20 protein-coding genes are annotated in these 21,151 nt (G+C 66.4%); 6 read left to right on the forward strand and 14 right to left on the reverse strand.

Translation table 11 applies throughout. The features are described from left to right. Position 1 precedes the first annotated feature (1 nt). The gene (locus AB7M16_RS35965) at positions 2-505 is read right to left on the reverse strand and encodes a YaiI/YqxD family protein (RefSeq protein WP_453946870.1); all 504 of its coding nucleotides are present in this window, start codon (positions 503-505) and stop codon (positions 2-4) included. Between the two features lie 106 nt (positions 506-611). Between AB7M16_RS35965 and AB7M16_RS35970 the strand changes: the two genes are divergently transcribed. After that, positions 612-1,412, forward strand: a complete 801-nt coding sequence (locus AB7M16_RS35970; RefSeq protein WP_260383343.1) for a hypothetical protein — start codon at positions 612-614, stop codon at positions 1,410-1,412. Positions 1,413-1,589: 177 nt separating this feature from the next. Here AB7M16_RS35970 and AB7M16_RS35975 read toward each other — a convergent pair whose 3' ends face one another. Beyond that, complete coding sequence (locus AB7M16_RS35975; RefSeq protein WP_453946871.1) at positions 1,590-3,962, reverse strand: xanthine dehydrogenase family protein molybdopterin-binding subunit; 2,373 nt, start codon at positions 3,960-3,962, stop codon at positions 1,590-1,592. Between the two features lie 210 nt (positions 3,963-4,172). Between AB7M16_RS35975 and AB7M16_RS35980 the strand changes: the two genes are divergently transcribed. Both AB7M16_RS35980 and AB7M16_RS35985 read left to right on the forward strand, forming a co-directional pair. Beyond that, positions 4,173-5,258 (forward strand): Ppx/GppA phosphatase family protein, encoded by a 1,086-nt coding sequence (locus AB7M16_RS35980; RefSeq protein WP_172786359.1) that lies wholly within the window; start codon positions 4,173-4,175, stop codon positions 5,256-5,258. A 2-nt stretch (positions 5,259-5,260) separates the two neighbouring features. Then, positions 5,261-5,947, forward strand: coding sequence for an RlmE family RNA methyltransferase (locus AB7M16_RS35985; protein ID WP_172786360.1), 687 nt, complete (start codon positions 5,261-5,263; stop codon positions 5,945-5,947). A 102-nt stretch (positions 5,948-6,049) separates the two neighbouring features. On the opposite strand, the gene AB7M16_RS35990 is transcribed toward AB7M16_RS35985, so the two are convergent. Continuing rightward, positions 6,050-7,540 (reverse strand): DHA2 family efflux MFS transporter permease subunit, encoded by a 1,491-nt coding sequence (locus AB7M16_RS35990; RefSeq protein ID WP_453946872.1) that lies wholly within the window; start codon positions 7,538-7,540, stop codon positions 6,050-6,052. 450 nt (positions 7,541-7,990) lie between these two features. Between AB7M16_RS35990 and guaB the strand changes: the two genes are divergently transcribed. The 3 genes from guaB to AB7M16_RS36005 all read left to right on the forward strand — a co-directional run bounded on the left by guaB (position 7,991) and on the right by AB7M16_RS36005 (position 11,251). Then, complete coding sequence (gene guaB / locus AB7M16_RS35995; RefSeq protein ID WP_172786362.1) at positions 7,991-9,484, forward strand: IMP dehydrogenase; 1,494 nt, start codon at positions 7,991-7,993, stop codon at positions 9,482-9,484. 280 nt (positions 9,485-9,764) lie between these two features. Next, positions 9,765-10,787, forward strand: coding sequence for an NADP-dependent oxidoreductase (locus tag AB7M16_RS36000; RefSeq protein WP_453946873.1), 1,023 nt, complete (start codon positions 9,765-9,767; stop codon positions 10,785-10,787). Between the two features lie 170 nt (positions 10,788-10,957). Further along, positions 10,958-11,251 carry a hypothetical protein gene (locus tag AB7M16_RS36005; RefSeq protein WP_453946874.1) on the forward strand — a complete coding sequence of 98 codons (294 nt, stop codon included), beginning with the start codon at positions 10,958-10,960 and terminating at the stop codon, positions 11,249-11,251. Positions 11,252-11,261: 10 nt separating this feature from the next. On the opposite strand, the gene AB7M16_RS36010 is transcribed toward AB7M16_RS36005, so the two are convergent. From AB7M16_RS36010 to AB7M16_RS36060, 11 genes are all read right to left on the reverse strand, one after another. Continuing rightward, a complete protein-coding gene (locus AB7M16_RS36010) occupies positions 11,262-12,326 on the reverse strand; it encodes a LacI family DNA-binding transcriptional regulator (RefSeq protein ID WP_453946875.1) in 1,065 nt (354 codons plus the stop codon). A 238-nt stretch (positions 12,327-12,564) separates the two neighbouring features. Then, positions 12,565-13,593, reverse strand: a complete 1,029-nt coding sequence (locus AB7M16_RS36015) for a succinylglutamate desuccinylase/aspartoacylase family protein (protein WP_453946876.1) — start codon at positions 13,591-13,593, stop codon at positions 12,565-12,567. A gap of 62 nt (positions 13,594-13,655) precedes the next feature. After that, on the reverse strand, positions 13,656-14,000 hold the full coding sequence (locus AB7M16_RS36020; RefSeq protein ID WP_212257473.1) for a RidA family protein: 345 nt from the start codon (positions 13,998-14,000) through the stop codon (positions 13,656-13,658). Between the two features lie 55 nt (positions 14,001-14,055). Next, positions 14,056-14,853, reverse strand: a complete 798-nt coding sequence (locus AB7M16_RS36025; RefSeq protein WP_453946877.1) for a transporter substrate-binding domain-containing protein — start codon at positions 14,851-14,853, stop codon at positions 14,056-14,058. 26 nt (positions 14,854-14,879) lie between these two features. Continuing rightward, positions 14,880-15,608, reverse strand: coding sequence for an amino acid ABC transporter ATP-binding protein (locus AB7M16_RS36030; protein ID WP_453946878.1), 729 nt, complete (start codon positions 15,606-15,608; stop codon positions 14,880-14,882). Beyond that, positions 15,595-16,245, reverse strand: a complete 651-nt coding sequence (locus tag AB7M16_RS36035; RefSeq protein WP_453946879.1) for an amino acid ABC transporter permease — start codon at positions 16,243-16,245, stop codon at positions 15,595-15,597. Before AB7M16_RS36035 ends, AB7M16_RS36030 begins: the two co-directional genes overlap by 14 nt. A gap of 11 nt (positions 16,246-16,256) precedes the next feature. Further along, complete coding sequence (locus tag AB7M16_RS36040) at positions 16,257-16,916, reverse strand: amino acid ABC transporter permease (protein WP_453946880.1); 660 nt, start codon at positions 16,914-16,916, stop codon at positions 16,257-16,259. A 10-nt stretch (positions 16,917-16,926) separates the two neighbouring features. Beyond that, positions 16,927-18,222 (reverse strand): alanine racemase, encoded by a 1,296-nt coding sequence (locus AB7M16_RS36045; RefSeq protein WP_453946881.1) that lies wholly within the window; start codon positions 18,220-18,222, stop codon positions 16,927-16,929. Positions 18,223-18,365: 143 nt separating this feature from the next. Further along, positions 18,366-19,208, reverse strand: coding sequence for a metallophosphoesterase family protein (locus AB7M16_RS36050; RefSeq protein WP_453946882.1), 843 nt, complete (start codon positions 19,206-19,208; stop codon positions 18,366-18,368). 69 nt (positions 19,209-19,277) lie between these two features. After that, complete coding sequence (locus AB7M16_RS36055; protein ID WP_453946883.1) at positions 19,278-19,892, reverse strand: acriflavin resistance protein; 615 nt, start codon at positions 19,890-19,892, stop codon at positions 19,278-19,280. 156 nt (positions 19,893-20,048) lie between these two features. Next, a complete protein-coding gene (locus AB7M16_RS36060; protein ID WP_453946884.1) occupies positions 20,049-21,053 on the reverse strand; it encodes a radical SAM protein in 1,005 nt (334 codons plus the stop codon). Between the last annotated feature and the right edge of the window lie 98 nt (positions 21,054-21,151).

Genomic DNA, 21,151 nt, shown 5'->3' on the forward strand with positions numbered 1-21,151 from the left:
ATCAGCCTTGACCCGAATTCTGGCTCGTTGCGGCAGCGTCAGTGCGGCGGCGCTGGATCCGGCGCAGCGTCTGGTCCAGGGCCGAAAGGAACGCGGAGCGATCGCGCGGCGCGAACGAGCGCGGGCCGCCGGTGACTTCGCCTGCGGAGCGCAGATCCGTCATCAGATTGCGCACCGCCAGGGTCATGCCGATGGACTCCTCAGTGAAGGGCTTGCCGTTCGGGGCGATCACGTCGGCGCCGGCCTTGACGCAGCGGCTCGCCAGCGGAATGTCCGATGTCACGACGACGTCGCCGGCCCTGGCCCGTTCGGCAATCCAGTCGTCGGCCGCGTCCATGCCGGCACCCGCGGCGATGCGCTCGATCAGCGGGTCCTGCGGCACGCGAATAAAATTGCCGGCGACGACGCTCACGGGCACGCCGTGCCGGAGCGCCACGCGGTAGATCTCGTCCTTCACCGGACAGGCGTCGGCGTCGACATAGATGCGGGTGAGAGCGTCGGTCATTCCGCCGCGTGGTACCCCATTCGGGCTGCAAAGGCGAGGGGATTGACCGATGTTCCCTGGGCCCTACGATCAGCCCTGAAACAACAAGAACAGGGAAGATGACCCCATGCCGAACCGGCTCGAAACCTACCGCGTCGAGGCCTACAACACCGCCAAGCAATCCGAAAACAAGATGCACGACGACAATGTGGCGCGCCGCTTCGGCTTTGAAGGCGGGCTGGTCCCGGGCGTCGACGTCTTCGCTTACATGATGCACGTGCCGATCGCGCGCTGGGGCCGCGATTTCCTTTCCCGTGGGCTGGTCGAGGCGCGCTTCATCAAGCCGGTCTATGACGGCGAGACTGCCGACGTCGACGCGACCGAGCACAACGGCCTGCTGACCATCGAGGTGTTCAGCCGTACCGAGCTCTGCGCGACCGGAACGGCGTCGCTGCCGGCGGAGGCGCCAGTGGTAGCATTGAGCGACTATGTCGAAGTCCCCGCTGTCGCCGAGCGCAAGCCGGTCAGTCCTGCGACGTTCGAACTGGGCAAGTGGCTGGGCACGACGCCGCGCCGCTGGGCCGGGCAGGACGCGGCCGACTATCTCACGGATGTCAGGGAGAAGGATCCGATCTTCGCGCGCGAGAGCCTCGGCCATCCCGGCCTGATCCAGCGGGTCATGAACCGCGTCCTCGTCGACAACACCATTCTGGGGCCCTGGATCCATGTCGGCAGCCGCATGCAGCTGCTGTCCGCCGCGCGCGCCGGTGACGAGATCACGGCGCGGGCCAAGGTCACCGCGAACTACGAGAAGAAGGGCCACCGCTTCGTCGAGCTCGACGCGCTGGTCGTCGCCAACGGCACGATGCCGCTCGCCCACTGCCTGCACACCGCAATCTACCAGCCGCGCGAGCAGGCGGCGGCGTAGCGGAGGCAAGCCTGTCACCACAAACGCGGTGTCATGCCCCGGCTTGACCGGGGCATCCAGTACGCCGCGGCCCATCCGTGAATCACGATTGCCTCGGAGTACTGGATCGCCCGATCAAGTCGGGCGATGACAGCTGTGCGTGTGGACGCGGCGAATGACCTTCTGCGATAGAGCCTCTTACGCCGCCTTGGCCTTCGCCTCCTGGATCGCGCGCCACACCCGCTCCGGGGTCAGCGGCATGTCGATGTGCTTGATGCCGTAATCCGACAGCGCATCGAGCACCGCGTTCACCACCGTCGAGAGACTGCCGGCGCAGCCTGCTTCGCCGCAGCCCTTGCTGCCGAGCGGATTGGTGGTGGCGGGCACCGGATGATCGCCGACCGTCATGTTGGGGACGTCCTCGGCACGCGGCAGGGCGTAGTCCATCAGCGAGCCCGTGATCGGCTGGCCGCTCTCGTCGTAGCGGATGTGCTCCATCAGCGCCTGGCCGATGCCCTGGACCACGCCGCCATGGAGCTGGCCCGCGACCAGCATCGGGTTGATCACCGTGCCGAAATCGTTGACCGCGCTGTAGCGCACGATCTGCACCACGCCGGTGTCCGGATCGATCTCGACCTCGGCGACGTGGCAGCCATTCGGGAACGCCGAGGCGACCGGATCGCTGGTGTGATCGACGTCGAGCGTATCAGGCACGCCCTCCGGCACCTTGCCGTCATGCAGCTTCTTCGCGAGCTCCATGATGTCGATGCTGCGATCGGTGCCGGCGATCGTAAAGCTGCCGTCAGCAAACTCGATATCGGCCTCGGACGCTTCCAGCATATGCGCGGCGGCGCGCTTGCCCTTCTCGATGACGAGCTTTGCGGCCCCCACGATGGCTTGGCCGGTCGCGGTGATCGAGCGCGAGCCGCCGGTGCCGTTGCCGGTGTGGACGATATCGCTGTCGCCCTGCACGAGCTTCACGCTCTCGAAGGGGACGCCGAGCTGCTCGGACAGCACCTGCGCGAACGGCGTGGCATGGCCCTGGCCGTAATCGAGCGTGCCGGTGATGAGCTGCACGGTGCCGTCAGCATCGAACACGATCTTGCCGAGCTCGGGGCTCGGCGGCGCCGTGACCTCGAGATAGGAGCCGACCGCGATGCCGCGCAGCTTGCCGGCCTTCTTGCTCTCCTTCTTGCGCTTGGCGAAGTTCTCGTGGTCGGAGATTTCGAGCGCCTTGTTGAATACGGCCTGGAAGTCGCCGCTGTCATAGGTGACGCCGGAGGAGGCCGCGAACGGGATCTGGTTTGGCTTGATGAAGTTGCGCTTGCGCAAGGTCAGCCGGTTGATGCCCATCTCGTCGGCGGCGCGGTCGATCAGCCGCTCCATGTAATAGTTCGCCTCGGGCCGGCCGGCACCGCGATAGGCGCCCATCAGCGTGGTGTTGGTGAGCACCGTCTTGATGTCGACCGCCATCAGCGGCGTGCGATAGACGCTGGAGAAGTTCTTGCCGGTGTTGAGCGAAAGCGGCCCCGGCGCGACGCCGGTGATGTAGGCGCCGAGATTGCCATAGCCGGACAGCTTTGCCGCGAGGAAGTGCCCCTCGGCATCGAGCGCGAGCTCGGCATGGATCTTCTGCGCGCGGCCGTGGCTGTCGGAGAGAAAGCTGGTGGAGCGCTCGTCCAGCCACTTCACCGGCCGTTCCAGCGCCTTCGCCGCATACAGGATGCACATGTACTCGGGATAGTTGATGTTCTTCATGCCGAAGGAGCCGCCGACATTGGCGGTGAGAATGCGCACCTTCTCGTTCGGCACCTTCAGGTTCTTGGCGAGATTGGCGCGATTGCCGGCGACGCCCTGGGTCGGCACCTGAAGCGTGTAGCGCTCGGTCTTCTTATCGTAGGAGGCAAGCCCGACGCGCGGCTCCATCGAGACCACGGCGACGCGGGTGTTCTCGATGTCGAGCCTGGTCACATGAGCGGCGCTGGCGAAGGCCGCGTTGACCTTGTCCATGTCGCCATAGTGGTAGTCGAGCGCGACGTTGTTCGGGATGTGGTCATAGAGCTGCGGCGCGCCGGGCTTGGCGGCTTCCTCGGGATCCGTCACCGCCGGCAGCGGCTCGATGTCGAGCTCGACCGCTTCGGCCGCGTCGCGCGCCTGCGCCAGCGTCTCCGCCACCACGAAGGCGACGGGATCGCCGACGAAGCGGACCTTGTCGGTCGCCAGCGGCAGGCGGTTGGTCTGGAGCAGGGGCGAGCCGTCACGGCTCTTCAGCGGCAGGCCGCAGGTGAAGGGGCCATAGCCGGCGGCATCGAGGTCCTTGCCGGTCCACACCCCCAGCACGCCCGGCATCGCCTTGGCGGCATCGAGGCCAATGCCACGGATGATGCCATGGGCATGGGTGGAACGGACGACCACGGCATAGGCCTGGCCGGGCAGGTTGAAATCGTCGGTGTAGCGGCCCTTGCCGCGCACCAGGGTGTCGTCCTCCTTGCGGCGGACCGGTTGCCCGACGCCATATTTTTGCAGTGCAATAGCGTTCTCGAGCGTGGACGATTTGGTGTGTTCTTGCATGGAATTGACCTGAAAAGCCGGCATTTGCGCATTTTCGCGGCAGCGGAGCACCGGACTCCCTTGAGATAACCCACCACCCCCGTTCACGACAACGCACGATTGGGCATGGTCCCATGTGATGCGTTGTTGCGCAGGCCTGCCGCGCTGCTAATGTTTCAGGCGAATAATCAATTCCAGACCGGCCCGACCGGCCGCGGAAAGACAGTTTGTATGAATGACCACACGCGGCTCCGCGACGGCCATGTTAGCCAACATGGGCCGCACGGTGAGCTGAATGGGTCGATGGCGGCGGTGGCGTTGGCCACCGATCCGGCCGTCGGCGCGCAAGCGCCGGGAACCGGCGTCTATGCGGCGCTGGACCTCGGCACCAACAATTGCAGGCTGCTGATCGCCTGTCCGACCCAGGACGGCTTTCGCGTGGTCGATTCCTTCTCGCGCATCATCCGGCTCGGGGAGGGCGTCTCGGCGACAGGTTGCATCAGCGACGCCGCGATCGAGCGTGCCATCGCCGCGCTCAGCATCTGCCGGGACAAGATCAACTTACGGAAGGCGCGGCGGCTGCGGCTGATCGCGACCGAAGCCTGCCGCGCGGCTTCGAACGCGGAAGGTTTTCGCAGCCGCGTTGCGGCCGAGACGGGCATCGAGCTCGAGGTGATCGACCGCGAGACCGAGGCCACGCTCGCCGTGCTCGGCTGCTCGCCGCTGGTCGACCCGAGGGGGCGCGGCGCGATCCTGTTCGACATCGGCGGCGGCTCGACCGAGCTGGTGCGGATCGAGCGCGACCCGGAAAACCCGGAGCCGCGCATAAAAGCCTGGATGTCGATCCCCTATGGCGTGGTCACGCTCGCAGAGCAGTTCGGCGGACGCGACGTCACGCCGGAGATCTACGCTGCGATGGAGCAGGAGGTCGCAAGCCACGTCGCGCCGTTCGCGGAAGAGCACGGCCGCGATCTCGCCGACATGCATCTGCTCGGCACGTCGGGCACGGTGACGACGCTGGCCGGGATCCATCTCAATCTGGCGCGCTATGACCGACGCCGCATCGACAGCATCTGGATGAACGATGCCGACATCACCGCGACCATCAACAAGCTGCTCGGCATGAGCTACGAGGAGCGCGCGAACAACAGCTGCATCAGCGTCGAGCGTGCCGATCTCGTGCTCGCCGGCTGCGCCATTCTCGATGCTATCCGCCGCGCCTTTCCGCTGCCGCGCCTGCGCGTCGCCGACCGGGGCTTACGCGAAGGCATGCTGGTCGAGATGATGCGCGAGGACGGCGCGCTCAGGAGCTGGTGAGTATGGCCAAGGACACCACCGGCCGCTTGCACGTCCAGGTCAAGACCGGCGGCAAGCGCAAATTGTCGTCGAAGCTGTGGCTGGAGCGGCAGCTCAACGATCCCTATGTGGCGAAAGCCAAGGCCGCGGGCTATCGCTCGCGCGCCGCGTTCAAGCTCTTGGAGATGGACGACAAGTTCCGGCTGTTGAAGCCGGGCATGGCCGTGGTCGATCTCGGCGCGGCACCCGGCGGCTGGAGCCAGATCGCGGCCAAGCGCGTCGGCTCGACCGAAGGCAAGGGCAAGGTCGTCGCCATCGATCTGTTGGAGATGCCGGAGATTCCCGGCGTCGACTTCGCGCAACTCGACTTCATGGACAACGACGCGCCCGAGAAGCTCACCGCGATGCTCGGCGGCAAGGCCGACGTTGTGATGTCCGACATGGCCGCCAACACCACCGGCCACCGCAAGACCGACCAGCTGCGCATCGTCGGCCTGGTCGAGACCGCCGCGGCGTTTGCCTGCGACGTGCTCAAACCCGGCGGCGCGTTTCTGGCCAAGACGTTCCAGAGCGGCGCCGATGCCGATCTGCTCGCCCAGCTCAAGCGCGACTTTGCCACCGTGCGTCACGTCAAGCCCGCCGCGAGCCGGCAGGATTCCTCGGAGCGCTACGTGCTGGCGACGGGATTTCGGGGCGGGGGAACGGCGTAGCCTCGCACCCCCTCATTGCGAGGAGCTCTTGCGACGAAGCAATCCAGGCTGTCTCCGCAGAGGCATTCTGGATTGCTTCGCTGCGCTCGCAATGACGAAAGACTACCCCAGCCGCTGATCCCTTACGTCCTGCGTATCCTCGGACGCTGCCTTGACCGCCGCCTTCTCCGCACACTTGCCCGCGCCCTTGCGGCTGGCGATCTCCACCGCCTTGCGGCCGGAGATCTCGTGGCCGGCATCCGCGGGCATCTGCCAGAAGAACCAGCTCGAGGCCGCCGAGGTCAACGCCACCACGACGAAGGCCGGCGCGAACACCGTGGCGTCGATCTCGCTGATATGGTGGAACCACATCGTCGTTTCCACGCAGGCCGCGCCGACGGCGACGCCGGCGGAGACCGCGAGCTGCTGGTTGACGCTGACGAGCGTGGTGGCCCGGCTCATCTGCGCGGTTTCGACGTCGGCATAGGCGACCGTGTTGATCGCGGTGAACTCCAGCGAGCGGAAGAAGCCGCCGACCACCAGGATGACCATGATGATGAGCAGCGGCGTCGTCACCGTGAACAGCGCGCAGACGGCGAGAAAGAACGCGCTGATGATCGCGTTCACCGTCATCAGGTTGCGGAAGCCGAAGGTGCGGATGATCCGCGCCGCCAGCGTCTTCATGCCCATGGCCCCGAGCGAGGAAGCAAAGGTGACGAGGCCGGAATGGAACGGCGACAGGCCGAAGCCGATCTGCATCAGGAGCGGCAGCAGGAACGGCAGCGCGCCGATGCCGAGCCGGAACAGGAAGCCGCCGAACACGGCTGCGCGCAGCGTCGGCAGCCTCAGGAGCGAGAAGTCCAGCACCGGCGATCCGGTCCGCCGCGCGTGGATGACGTAGAGCGTCATCGAGATCGCACCGCCCACGACCAGCGCGGCCACCGTGCTCCATGGCAGCAAGTTGAGCCCGGCGACCGAAAGGCCAAAGGCGATCCCGGCAAGGCCGATGCCGGCGAGCACCATGCCGTAGAGATCGAACGGCTCCTGCGCCTCGCTCTTGATGGGATCGATGAAGCGCAGCGCCATGAAGATGCCGAGCAGGCCGATCGGGATGTTGATCAGGAAGATCCAGTGCCAGGACGCATACGTCGTGATGAAGCCTCCGAGCGGCGGGCCGATCACGGGGCCGATCAGGGCAGGGACCGTCACCCACGCCATGGCGTTGACCAGCGCGCTCTTGTCGACCGAGCGCAGCAGCACGAGGCGTCCGACCGGCGTCATCATCGCACCGCCCATGCCTTGCAGAATGCGCGCGAACACGAAATCGGTGACCGAGGTCGAGAGCGCGCAGCCGACCGAGCCGACCATGAACACGCCGACCGCGATGGCGAATACCATCCGCGCGCCGAACCGGTCGGCGGTCCAGCCGCTCGCCGGGATGAACACCGCGAGCGACAGCAGATAGGAGGTGATCGCGAGCTTCAGCGTCAGCGGGCTGGTGCCGATGTCGGCCGCGATCGCCGGCAGCGAGGTGGCGATCACGGTCGAATCCATGTTCTCCATGAACAGAGCCGTGGCCACGATCAGCGGAATGACGCGTTGCTTGTCGACCATGAAATTAATGAAAGCTGAAGGAGGGGCGGAGTTGCGGCTTATCACCGCCGTCCGCCGCCGACCATTGCGGATCGGCGCATAGCACCTAAGTCCCGCGTAACAACGGTGTGACCGTCTTTCGTCATTCCGGGGCGCGCCCCGTGGCGCGAGCCCGGAATCTATTGGGCCACAGCGTTGCTGCGCGATGGATTCCGGGTTCGCGACTTCGTCGTGCCCCGGAATGACGCCGGAGGGGACGGCGGACGGAGCCGACCCCGCTGAATCGGCCCAAAAAAGCCTGTGCATGGCTGGCCAGCGGCCCGAATTGCTTTGATTCGTCACGCGGCCGTGCTATCGACCCGCGTCAACCCCACCGATGGGCTCCGATTCTCAAGGCGTTGCCGCAAGGGACGCCGAGGGCGGCGCTCATCCATTAGCATTTGCGGCAAGGCCGCAGGAAGGAGTTGGCAGATGGCCACGGTGCAACTTCAGGGCATCCGCGAAGCCTTTACGTTCGACGACGTGCTGTTGAAGCCGGGCCTGTCGGACGTCATGCCGGGCGAGGTCGACATCCGCTCCCGCGTCACCCGCGCCATCCCGCTCAACATCCCGATCATGGCCTCGGCCATGGACACCGTCACCGAGGCCCGCATGGCGATCGCCATGGCGCAGGCCGGCGGCCTCGGCGTCATCCACCGCAATTTCGATCCCGAAGGGCAGGCCGCCCAGGTGCGGCAGGTCAAGCGCTACGAGTCCGGCATGGTGGTGAACCCGCTCACCATCAGCCCCGACGCCACGCTCGACGATGCGCTCAAGCTGATGAGCGATCACGGCATCTCCGGCATTCCCGTCGTCACCGGCGCCGGCAAGAACACGCCCGGCAAGCTGGTCGGTATCCTCACCAACCGCGACGTGCGCTTTGCCACCGACCGCCGGCAAAAAGTCTCCGAGCTGATGACGCATGAAGGGCTCGTCACGGTCCGTGAGAATGTCAGCCAGGACGAGGCGCGGCGGATGCTGCACCAGCACCGCATCGAGAAGCTGCTGGTGGTCGACGATCAATATCGCTGCGTCGGTCTCATCACGGTGAAGGACATGGAGAAGGCGGTCGCCCATCCGCTCGCCTGCAAGGATGGGCAGGGCCGCCTTCGCGTCGCTGCCGCCACCACGGTCGGCGACACCGGCTTCGAGCGTACCGAGCGGCTGATCGATGCCGGCGTCGACCTCGTCGTCGTCGACACCGCGCACGGTCATTCCCGTCACGTGCTGCAGGCGGTGAACCGCATCAAGCGCCTGTCCAATTCGGTGCAGGTCGTCGCCGGCAACGTCGCCACCACGGAAGGCGCGCAGGCGCTGATCGACGCGGGCGCGGATTGCATCAAGGTCGGCATCGGCCCGGGCTCGATCTGCACCACGCGCATCGTCGCCGGCGTCGGCGTGCCCCAGCTCACCGCGATCATGGATGCGGTCGACGCGGCGAAGAAGGCCGACGTCCCCGTCATCGCCGACGGCGGCATCAAGTATTCCGGTGATCTTGCGAAAGCACTCGCGGCCGGCGCCGACATCGCCATGGTCGGCTCGCTGCTCGCCGGCACCGACGAGACGCCCGGCGAAGTGTTCCTGTGGCAGGGCAGGTCCTACAAGGCCTATCGCGGCATGGGCTCGGTCGGCGCGATGGCGCGCGGCTCGGCCGACCGCTACTTCCAGCAGGACATCAAGGATACGCTCAAGCTCGTGCCTGAAGGCATCGAGGGCCAGGTGCCCTACAAGGGCCCGGTCGGCAATGTCATGCACCAGCTCGCCGGCGGCTTGCGCGCCGCGATGGGCTATGTCGGCGCGCGCGACATGAAGGAGCTGCACGACAAGGCCCAGTTCGTCCGCATCACCGGCGCCGGCCTGCGCGAAAGCCACGTCCACGACGTCACGATCACGCGCGAGAGCCCGAATTATCCGGGCGGGGGTTAGTTTCCCGCTTTCGTGCCCCGGACGCAGCGCAGCACCTCTTCGGTGATGCGCTGCAGAGCCGGGGCCCATCTCTCCGCATCCTCCCGTGTAGCCTTCTTGGTCCCGGCTCTGCGCAGCAACGTTTCACGTTGCAGCGCGTCCGGGACACGAGGACTGTATGCACGGCGTCCACAAGCTCGTCATTGCGAGGAGCTCTTGTGACGAAACAATCCAGTCCTTTTGTGTTGACGCGGCTGGATTGCTTCGCTTCGCTTGCAAGGACAGAAAAGTGGAGGAAGCCATGGCCCAAGCCAAACGCATCGTTCTCGCTGCGCGTCCCGTCGGCGAACCCAAGCCGTCTGATTTTCGCCTGGAGGAATTCGCCGTGCCGACGCCAGGACAGGGCGAAGTCCTGCTGCGCACGATCTGGCTGTCGCTCGATCCCTATATGCGCGGGCGCATGAGCGAGGGGCCGTCCTACGCAGCTCCGGTGCCCGTCGGCGGCGTGATGGAAGGCGAGGCGGTCAGCGAGGTCGCGGCCTCCAACAATCCCGATTTCGCGGTCGGCGAGATCGTGCGCATCCGCTCCGGCTGGCAGTCGCACGCGATCTCGAACGGCAAGGGTCTGATGAAGGTCGATCCCAAGCTGGGTCCGATCTCGACCTCGATCGGCGTGCTCGGCATGCCCGGCATGACCGCCTATACGGGCCTGCTCGACATCGGCAAGCCGCAACCGGGCGAGACCGTCGTCGTTGCCGGTGCGTCCGGCGCGGTCGGCTCGGCGGTGGGGCAGATCGCCAAGCTCAAGGGCGCCCGTGCGGTCGGCATCGCTGGCGGCAAGGACAAGTGCGACTACGTGGTGAAGGAGCTCGGCTTCGATGCCTGCATCGATCACCGCGACCCCGATCTCGCCGCCAGGCTGAAGGACGCCTGCCCTGGGGGCATCGACGTCTATTTCGAGAATGTCGGCGGTGCCGTGTTCGAGGCGGTGTTCCCGCTGCTCAACCCGTTTGCGCGCGTGCCGGTTTGCGGCCTGATCGCCCACTACAACGACACCGAGGCCAAGCCGCCGAAATGGGCCGCCAGCCTGATGCGCGCGACGCTGACCAAGCGGCTGACCTTCCGCGGCTTCATCGTGTCAGATTTCGCCGCCCGCCATGGCGACTTCCTGCGCGACATGTCGGCCTGGGTTCGCGACGGCAAGGTCAAGTACAAGGAGTTCGTCACCGAGGGCCTCGAGAGCGCGCCCGGCGCCTTCATGGGCCTGTTGAAGGGGGCCAATTTCGGCAAGCAGCTGGTCCGGGTCGGGCCGGACAAGGCCTAGCGCGACAGGGAATGGGACTCACGTGGCCCAGCGGCCACACGCCGCGTGGGGATAGTTAAGAAAGAGTCACCAAATGGTCACACCTGCCCGCAAAAGCCGCAGGTGTGACCGCCTGTTCATTGACGGCCGGAGGAAGGCATTGAATCATCGCGCATATTTTAGGTGCTGCGATGTTAGAGATTGGTATTTTCTGCGTAATCCTCCTGGCCGCCGGCTATTGGGCGACCATGTTCATCATGGGCCGTCGCGACGACGTCATCCATGGCAAGTTCGTTCACGCCGAGAACGAGGGCGATTTCATGCCGGCCGCAAGGCCTGCGCCACCGCCATTCCCGAAGCGCCCGGTGAAAGCTGCGCAGCCCGCCTCTGTTCAGCCGGTCGGCACCGAGGCCAAGCCGGTGAACAGCGCCGCGCTGCAATCGCTGCTCGCTGCCATCCAGCAGGATCTCAAGAGCGTCGCGTAAGCCGCAACGCTCAGACGCTGCCGCGCTCGACCAGGAACAGATCGACCGCGAGCCGCTGCTCGGCGCGCGGCGTGCCCGAGAGCCGCGCCAAAAGCAGTTCGCCCGCGAGACGTCCCACGGCCGCCGCATCGAACGAAATGGTCGTGAGGCCGGGCGTGATCTGATCGGCGACGTCGTTGTCACCGAAGCCGAGCACGGCCAGATCGCGCGGCACCGACAGGCCGCGGGCGCGAGCCTCGATCAGCGCACCGGTCGCGAGCAGGTCGTTGGCGCAGAACACGGCGTCGACGTCGCCGCTGCGCTCGAGCAGGGCGGTGAAGGCGGCACGGCCGTCGACCAGCCCCGTCACCTCTCCAACGAGGATTTCGTGAACGATCGTGAGGCCGAGCTGTGCGGCGGCGGCGCGAAAGCCGTCGCGGCGGAGTGCGCCGCGGCCGCTGCTGCGGCCGATGAAGGCGATGCGGCGATGTCCCGCCTGCGCCAGCCGGCGCGCCGCCATCGCGCCGGCATCCGCATTGGGCAGGCCGACCAGCATGTCGATGGGGTCGCGCGGAAACGCCCAGGTCTCGATCACGGGAATGCCGAGCTCGGCCAGCGCCGTGCGGTTCTCCTCGAGCTCGATGACGCCGGTGAACATCACCGCCGCGGGGCGGATGCCGCGCAGCGACTGGATCATCGCGACCTCCTTGGCATAGGAGTAGGAGGTCTGGCCGACCAGCACCTCAAAACCCTCCGGCTCGAGCGTCGCGGCAAAGCTGCGCACCGCAAGGCCAAACTGCTGGCTGAGGATGTTGGAGACGAAGGCCACGACCACGTTGGAGCGGCCCGAGCGGAGCGCGCGCGCATGCGGGTTGGAAGCATAGCCCGTCGCCTCGATCACCTCGAGGATGCGCTCGCGAGTCTTGCGATTGACTTTCTCGGGGTGGCGCAGCACCCGCGACACCGTGATCGGTGCCACGCCGGCGCGTTCTGCGACTTCCTCGATGCGCGGCGGCCGCCCGGTCGCGTTGCTGCGGCCGGGCGGCGCCGGAATGCGCACGACATCGTCATAGTTCGGCTTGGCCGGATCGGTCATCGAATCCCTGAAGAGACGTCAGGTTAGAGCATCATGAGATCAGATCGTACTGCAACCGCATTGGCACTGCGCTCCCTCCCCCGCTTGCGGGGGAGGGTTGGGGAGAGGGTGTCTCCACGTCGGGATCGTCCAAGATTACGGACGAAATCCCCAAGAGGAGAAAGCCCTCACCCGGATCGCTTTCGCGATCCGACCTCTCCCGCAAGCGGGAGAGGTGCAGCGAGCATGCGGCCGAAGCTCACCGTCCCAAAACTTCCTCAAGCTTCAAGGCGCGGCCGACCTGCACCAGGCAGTCGCCGCTCTGGCTGTCGGTGTGCAGGCGCTGCGAGATCACGATGCCGTCGGCGGGGAAGCGCAGCACCTCTTCGGCAAGCTCCGGGCGCTCGAAATCGTGATACCAGCCGGCGATATCGCCCGCCTTGACCCGCGCACCCACGGTGACAGCGGGCTCGAACCAGCCGCGGCGCGTCGCGAACACCGCCTGGGCATGGCTCTGCAGCGCCAACAGCTCGGTGGCACGCTCGATCGGCGCATGGGGCCCCAGCACGGGCGCCTGGACGAGGCCGAGCGCGAGCAGCAATCGGTCGACCGCGCGCGCGGTGAATGCCATCGTCTGCGGCGTCACCGTGCCGCCGCCGCCGAATTCGCCGGAGAGTCCGATCGCGCCGGCGCGCGCGGCCGCCGCCATCGAGGTCGGCGCCGTGGCGCCGTTCTCGGCGACGAAGGCGAAGGGCATGCCGAGTCCTTCCATCAGGCGCAACGCGTGGCCGAACATTTCTGGCGGTCCCTGCCGCTCGATCAACGCGCAGGGCACGTGCGCCATCGACGTGCCGCCGGAGTGGATGTCGAAGACGACGTCGTGGCGCGGAAACAGCTCGTGCTCGAGGAAATGCGCCAGGCGGAAGGTCGGCGTGCCCGCGGCATCGCCCGGGAAGGCGCGGTTGAGATTGCCTTCGTCGAGCGGCGAGCGGCGGCGCGCCGCCATCACGGCCGGCCAGTTGGCGAAGGGCAGGATGGTGATCTCGCCCTTGATGTCCTTCGCATCCAACCGGCGATACAGCCGCGTCAGTGTGATTTCGCCCTCATATTCGTCGCCGTGATTGCCGGCCATCAGCAGCAGTTTCGGCCCGGCGCCGTTCTTGATCCGGAAGATCGGGATCTTGAGCTGGTAGTAGGGCGATCGATCGATCGAGAAGGGAATGCCGAGGTGGCCGGACCATTTCTGGTCCTTCTCGAAATCGATCTCGTGGAAAAGTCCGGTATGCATGGCTTGCCTCGAGGCCGCGTCGTCGCCGACACCGGCCGAAGTTTGAAGAGAAAGCAGCGTCGTTACAGCAAGGCGACCGCGGTCATCTCGACGCGCAGATCGGGATCGGCGAGACGGGCTTCGACGCAGGCGCGCGCCGGCGGATTGGCTGGATCGATCCAGGAATCATAAACCGAGTTCATGGTGTCGAAGTCGGTGATATGCGGCAGGAAGACGTTGACCGCGATCAGCTTGGAGCGGTCGGAGCCGGCCTCCTTGAGCAGCGCGTCGATCTTGGCGAGCACCTGCTCCGTCTGCGACACGATGCCGGCCTTGCGGTCATCCGCAACCTGGCCTGCGATGTGCACCATGCCGCCGGCGGCGACGGCCTGGCTCATGCGCGATCCCACGACGTAACGTTTGATCATCTCAATTCTCCTCGTAAAGGTGGGCTCTCACATGATGCGAGAGCCCGTCCAAAACTCACAGCGTCGGCAACGACTGCTCTTCCTTGAACCATTTCAGCTGAAGTGCGCCGAGCTTGCCGTTGAGCTTGTTGAAGAAGATGTCGGTGTTGATCCAGTTGAGCAGGTTCTGCTCGCCCTGGCGGACGCCGACATGGGCCGGCGACTGGCGGATCAGGAACTTCAGCTCGACCTCCTTGGTCGGGTTCTGGTCCTGCACCTTCAGTGCAATGGCGCTGTTCTCCGCGAACGTATCGGCCTGTCCGGCAAGATAGGCCGCAATCGCGGCCGGCGTGTCCTCAAAGCGCACCAGCTTCACCTTCGGCGCGTTGTCGGTGAGCCAGACGTCGAGCGTCGAGCCCTTGGACACCGCAACGCTGCGGCCGTCGAGATTGTCCGGCTTCTTGCCGGCGGCGGAGGGCAGCGACTTGGCGCCGTAGACGCCGAGATTCACCACGGCATAGGGCTGCGAGAACATCACCTGTTGGGCGCGCTCGGGCGTGGCGCCGAGCCCGGCGATCAAGATGTCGATCTTGTCCGAGAGCAGGCTCGGGATGCGCGCGGCACCCGTCACCGGGACGAGCTCGAGCTTTACGCCCATGTCGGCGGCGATCAGCTTGGCAAGGTCGGCATCGAGGCCGGCGATCTCGCCCTTGTCGTCCTTGAAGCCCCACGGCGCGGCATCGGTGAGAATGCCGACGCGAATCTTGCCGGCGCCGAGCACGTCCTGGAGCTTGTCGGCGTTGGCGACGTTCGGCGCGGCGAGAACGGCAAGCGCCGCGGCTGCGATGGTGAAGAGGGACTTCAATTTTCTCATGACTCTCTCCTTGAAGGGGACGGTTTTCACTTGGCAGATGCGATGAAGCTTGCGAGCTCGGGTGTCTCAGGACTGGCGAACAGTTTTGCCGGTGGGCCCTGTTCCCAGACGCGGCCCTGATGCATGAAGACGATGCGGTCGGCGACGTTGCGGGCAAAGCCCATCTCGTGGGTGACCAGGATCATGGTCATGCCCTGTTCCGCCATCGCTTCCATGACCTTCAGGACTTCGCCGACGAGCTCGGGGTCGAGCGCCGAGGTCACTTCGTCGAACAGCATGAGGTGGGGCGCCATAGCGAGACAGCGGGCGATGGCGACGCGCTGCTGCTGGCCGCCGGAGAGTTGCTCGGGCCAGGCGTCGATCTTGTCGGCGAGCCCGACGCGGGTCAGCACGTCCTCGGCCAGCGCACGCGCTTTCGCCTTGTCGATGCGGCCGGTGAGGAGCGGGGCGAGCGTGATGTTGCGCTCGACCTTCAGATGCGGAAACAAATTGAAGGCCTGGAACACGATGCCGACGCGCTGACGGAATTTCTTCAGGTCTGGCATTTTGGCGTGGACCTTCTGGCCCTCGACCCGGATCTCGCCGGAATCGACGCTCTCCAGCGCGTTGATGCAGCGGAGCAGCGTCGACTTGCCCGAGCCGGAGCGGCCGATGATGGTGACGATCTCGCCTTCCTCGACGTCGAGCGAGACGCCCTTGAGCACCTCGACCTTGCCGAATGTCTTGCGCACGTCGCGGATTTCAACGAGAGCCATCGAGGCGGGCCTCCAGGGAGCGGGACCAGAGCGTGAGCGGCAGGCACAGCGCGAAATAGATCGCGGCGACCAGCGCGTAGGTGAGCAGCGGCTGGAACGTCGCCGCGCTCACCACCTGGCCGGCGCGGGCGAGCTCGACGAAGCCGAGGATCGAGGCGAGCGAGGTGCCCTTGATGAGCTGCACCAGGAAGCCGACGGTCGGCGGCAGCGACAGCCGCAGCGCCTGCGGCGCGATGATGTGGCGGAATTGCTGCCAGGCGGAGAGGCCGAGACAGGCGCCGGCCTCCCATTGCGCCTGCTTTACGGCCTCCAGGCCGCCGCGCCAGATCTCGCCGAGGAAGGCGGCGGTGTAGAGCGTGTAGGCGACGGTCACGGCGATGAGCGCCGGCACCTGGATGCCGAGGAAGACCGGCATGCCGAAATAGAAGAAGAACAACAGTCCGAGCAGCGGCACGCTCTGGATCACCTGGATGCACGCCGCCATCGCCCAGCGCAGCCCTGCGAACCGGCTGATGCGGCCGAGCGCAAGCCCGAGCGCCAGCGGCGCACCGAAGGCGAGCGCGAGCACGACGAGGGTGACGGTCCAGCGCAGCGCTGCGAACAGCGAGACGAAATCGATGAGGGAGAAGGATCGCATCGTGTCGCCCCTCAGCGCCGCCGCGGCCAGCGGAAGGCGGCCAGGCCGATCACGGCGAACAGCGCCTTGAACGACATCGCCATCGCGAAATAGACCGCGCAGATCACGGCATAGACCTCGAAGCTGCGATAGGTGCGGCTCTCGATGAAGCCGGCGACGTGGAACAGCTCATCCGTGGCGACCTGCGAGGCGAGCGAGGTGCCGAGCAGCAAAAGCACGAACTGGCTGGTCACGGCCGGATAGGCGTTGCGCAGCGCCGGCGGCAGGATGATGTGGCGAAACACCTGCCAGCCCGACAACCCCAAGCACTGGCCGGCCTCGACCTGGCTGCGCGGAATGGAATCGAGACCGGCGCGGATGATCTCGACGGAATAAGCGCCGAAATAGAGTGACAGCGCGACGGCCGCGGCCTCGAAGGCGGGCAGCTTCAGGCCGAAGTTCGGCAGCACGAAGAAGACGATGAAGATCTGGATCAGCGAGGGCGTGTTGCGGAACAGCTCGATGTAACCGCGCACCAGCCAGCGCAGCGACGTGATCCGCCCCTTCAGCGCGACCGCGCCGGCGATGCCGATCACGAGCCCGGCGAGCGCCGAGATCACCGTCAGCTCCAGCGTGACGATGGCGCCGTCGATGAGCTGGTTCTGATAGCGCCAGAGCGGCAGGAAGTTCATCGCGCCGCTCTCAGCCGAACTGGGTGGGGAGGGCGCGCGCCACGACGCCGTCGGCATCGAGGCCGAAGATCACGCGCCAGCGGTCGAGGCAGGTGCAGGGATGCGAGATGCCGAAGGCGATGATGTCGCCGACCGCAAGCGCAGCTTTGGATGCGACCGAGAGGAACGCGTGCTGGTCGTTGAGGCGGGTCACCGCGAGCGCCGCGGCAAGGCCTTGCTGCTCGACGCCGTCCCGGAACACGCGCAACGGCACGGGCAGTCCCTGGTCGAAGGAGGCATCGCGCATGCCGAAGCCGGCGATCGCAAGTCCGTCTTCGGGCCGCGACAGCACCTCGGCCCAGAGCGTCAGCGTGGGCCGAAAGCTCTCCACGGCCGAGTGGTGCAGGCCTTCGATGAGGAGGCCGCCGCGCCGGTCGACTTCCGCGAAGGCGCGCGCATAGATGCCGTGATCGGCGAAGAACAGTGCGCCCGAGCGCAGGATCACACTGGCGTTGCCGTCGGCCTGAGCCGCGGGCGCAAGCGTCCGCGCGACGACATCGAAATAGGCCGAGCCGCCGGCACTCAGGATCAACGGCCGCTTCGGGGCGGCCGCGCGCACCAACGCAAATGTCTCGATGGTGCGCTCCAGCAGCACCGCGATGGCGCGCATCGTCTCGTCGGTATCGGACGTTGCAGCGGCGCCTTCGTAAGTGGCGACGCCGCCGAGCACGAGCCGGTCGGCGGCGAGCACGGCTGCGATCGTTGCCTCGACCGCGGCGCGGTCGCGCGCGCCGGTGCGGCCGGCGCCGAGTTCGACCAGCACCGATAATTCACTGCGTCCCGCGATCCGCGCGGCCTCGGCGAGAGCTGCCACCGCAGCCGGTGAATCCGCAAAAGCGTGAAATTCGACGTCGGGATAGGCGCTGAGCAGCGTGCCAAGGCGGCGGCCGGCGGCAAGCCCGCCGATCTCGTTGGCCAGCAGCAGGCGTCGCTCGCCGCTTGCGAGCAGCACGGCGGCCTGCTGGACGTTGGCAACCGTCGTGCCCCAGGCGCCGGCGGCGCGCAGCGAGCGGGCGAGCTCCGGCGACATCGGCGTCTTGGCGTGGGGCGCGACGGCAACGCCTGAACTCGCGCACCATTTCAGGAAGAGATCGTGGTTGGCCGCGAAGGCGGCTTCATCCAGGGTGAGGACGGGCAGGGCGAGATCGCCGTGTGCAGGCGACCAGCGCTGGTTGCCGATGTCCGCAGTGGCAACGCCATCGACCATGGGAATGCCCCGCACGGTCGCCGAAAGGCGTTGGTTCTCCCACCGGGACAAGAACTGCATCATCGCTCCCTCAGCGGCCCTCGACCGCTGCCAGGAAACGATACGGCCATATGACAACGTTGTCATTAGAGGATTTTAGCCAATCTGAGGCCAAATTCGATGCAATGAGGTATCAAGGTAAGGTACGCTGCCCCTGGAGTAGGCTAATGCCCGCCGCCCATCTGGATGAGCAGCTCCTCGATGTCGACATCGACCTGGCCGGCGGCCCTGACGTGACGGACCTCCAGACTGTCGGGCTGGAAGCGGTATTCGACGAGGCCGACTTCCTTGATCGCGATCCGGTCCTGGCGCTGATCGTTGATGACGAAACCCGCTGAAGGCGCCCAGACGTGGCGTGTATGGCGAAAGGTGAAGTCGCGGCGCTGGTGCACGTGGCCGCTGGCGACAAGACGCAGGTCGACATTGCCGAACAACTCGATCAGCCGCGCCCGCGCTGGCTGCGGCACGTAGCGGATCGACGTCTCCGGCGTCTCGGCATCGTCGGGCAGGTTGAGAAACAGCGGCTTGTGCAGGAACAGCGCGACCGGCCTGCCGTTCGTGCGCGAGATTTCCTGAGACAGCCAGTCAAACTGCTCGGCCTCGAAGGCGAGGCCCGAATTCATCACCAGCGAATTGAGGCCGATGAAGCGCCAGCCCGCGGCTTCGAACGACCAATGGTCTTCGCCGATGATGTCGCAGAACTGCCGGCGCTGCGTCTCGCTGACCGGCGGCTTCGGCGCCGGCCCGATCGCGGTCGGATTGTCGCCGATGTCGTGATTGCCGGGGAGATAGCGGCAGGTGACGGGCAGCGCGTCGTGCAGGCCTTTGGCGAATTCGACGTCGTCGCGGCTGGTCGGCCCGTCGAACGAGACGTCGCCGGTGTTGACGACGAGATCCGGCCTGCCGGCGTCGATGTGCTCGCTGCTGCAATGGAAGTTGGCGATCAGGCCGGGGAAACGCCGGCCGAGATGAGTGTCGGAAATCTGCGTGAGACGAAATTCGGACATGCGATCATCCTACCGGTCGCCGCGCGTCGGAACGATGACGGGCCGGGCATGGATCGCACCGAACAAAGTTTAAAGCACGCGGTAGCGGATGGTGTAGCCGTCCTGCGGGGCGACGGCACCGGCGAGCGGGGAGGCGATGCGGTCGGCGAGGTGCCAGGGGCCGAACTCGACGGAACGATGCGGCTCGGCCGGCAGGCGGAGGCGGAACTCGAAGATGCCCTTGCCGGACAAGTTCACGACCAGAACACGATCGGCCGTGCGGTGGTTGAGCACCACTGCGCCGCGCAGCACCGCCCGGCCGTCCGCGAGATCGCGCACGCCGTCGACCAGCGCCAGCGTCTGATTGCGATCGGTGTGCAGCTCGATCTGGCTGTCGCTCACCGCCGTCAGCATCTCCCGGGGCATGCGGATCTCGAACTCGACGGCAGGCTTGGAGGGATTGAGGCCGAGATAGGCAAGCGCAGCGTGGCGCATGTCGTAGGCGGCGAAGGCGAACAGGGCGACCGCGGCCAAGGCAGCCAGCCCATGCCGGGCGACGTCGCGCCAGGTCCGATAACTCAGGCGGAAGTAGACCGTCATGGCCAGTGCGACCGCGAGGGCTGCCGCGATCCCTGATAGGGCCGACATCAGGATGCCGAGCTGGCCATCGGCGGATTCGGTGAAGAGGCCGGACAAGGTCGTCATGGCGGTATCTCGCCTCGGGCCCGAAATGGGGCCGAAATCGCTTTAACAATCTGTGGTTGGTCGCAAGAGCGGGAACGCCGGTTCAAGTCGCTCGCTGGCGACGGCAGCAATCCCGCGAGATTCCGGCGCCGCTGCGTGCCGGCGGTATCTGAAACGCTATTCCGCGGCAGCCAACACTGGGGTCGGGCGGCGGCTCGCGGCGTTGAACTTGCCGCACACCTGCGTGCTGAGGCAGTCGTCGCATTGCCGCGAACGCGCGGCCTGTTGCAACAGGCGGAAGCGGCCGGGCAGGGCGGCGAGATCGGCGGCGTTGCGCAGGCTGCCGATATCGATGCCGTAGTCTTCCGTCGTGAAGCTGCAGGGCGAGACCCGGCCCTTCTCGTCGATGAAGAGGAAGCTCTCGCCGGGGTCGCAATCGGACACCGGCATCCGCTCGCCCAGCGTGCTCGCCCGGATCCGCGCCAGATATTGCTCCCCGCCGACCAGCACGACGCCGCGTGCTGCGAGGCTTTTGCGGATCGCCGGCAGCTCCTGCTCCAGCGCGTCGACGTCGGCGCGGGTGAGGCGGTGCTGCGGGTAGAATTCCGGGCGGTCGCGGCCGCCGAGCTGGTTGTAGGTGATCTCGACGATGCCCCAATCGGCGAGCTCTTCGCACAGGGCGGCGAAGCGACCGACGTTCTGGTGCATCAGCACGACATTGGCGCGCAGCTTCAGCTTCGAGCCGCGTACGCGCGCCTCGGTGTTGAGCCGAGGGACCCAGCGGCGCAGCTTCTCGAAGCCGCCGGCCCAGCCGCGCGAGGGATCATGGAAGGCGGCAAAGCCGTCGACGCTGATGGTCAACTCCTTGTAGGTCTCGCACAGATGCTGGCGCAGGGCCGGGCTGCCGAGGGTAGTGCCGTTGGTGGTCGCACTCACCTCGAGGCCGAGCCCGCGTACGGCGTGGGTCAGCGCTTGCAACGGCTGCCAGCGCAGCGGCTCGCCGCCGAGCCAGCTCAGGAGCACACGGTCGCCGGTCTGCGCCTGATGCTCGGCCAGCACCGCGGCGAAGCGCAGGACGTCCGCCGGCGCAGCCTGGCTGCGCGGAAAGCCGAGCCGCTTGTCATACGCGCAGAACCCGCAGGCGAGGTTGCAACTGTCCACGACACGCCAGACGACGATCATGTTGGCTCTCTCTTTGCCCTCACTGTCTCAGACGATGATTGCCATCGCCTCGTTCAAGCTTGAGCTCCCTGCGGTTCTATTTGCAACTTGTTATTTGC

The sequence above is a fragment of the Bradyrhizobium sp. USDA 372 genome (genome assembly GCF_053629095.1).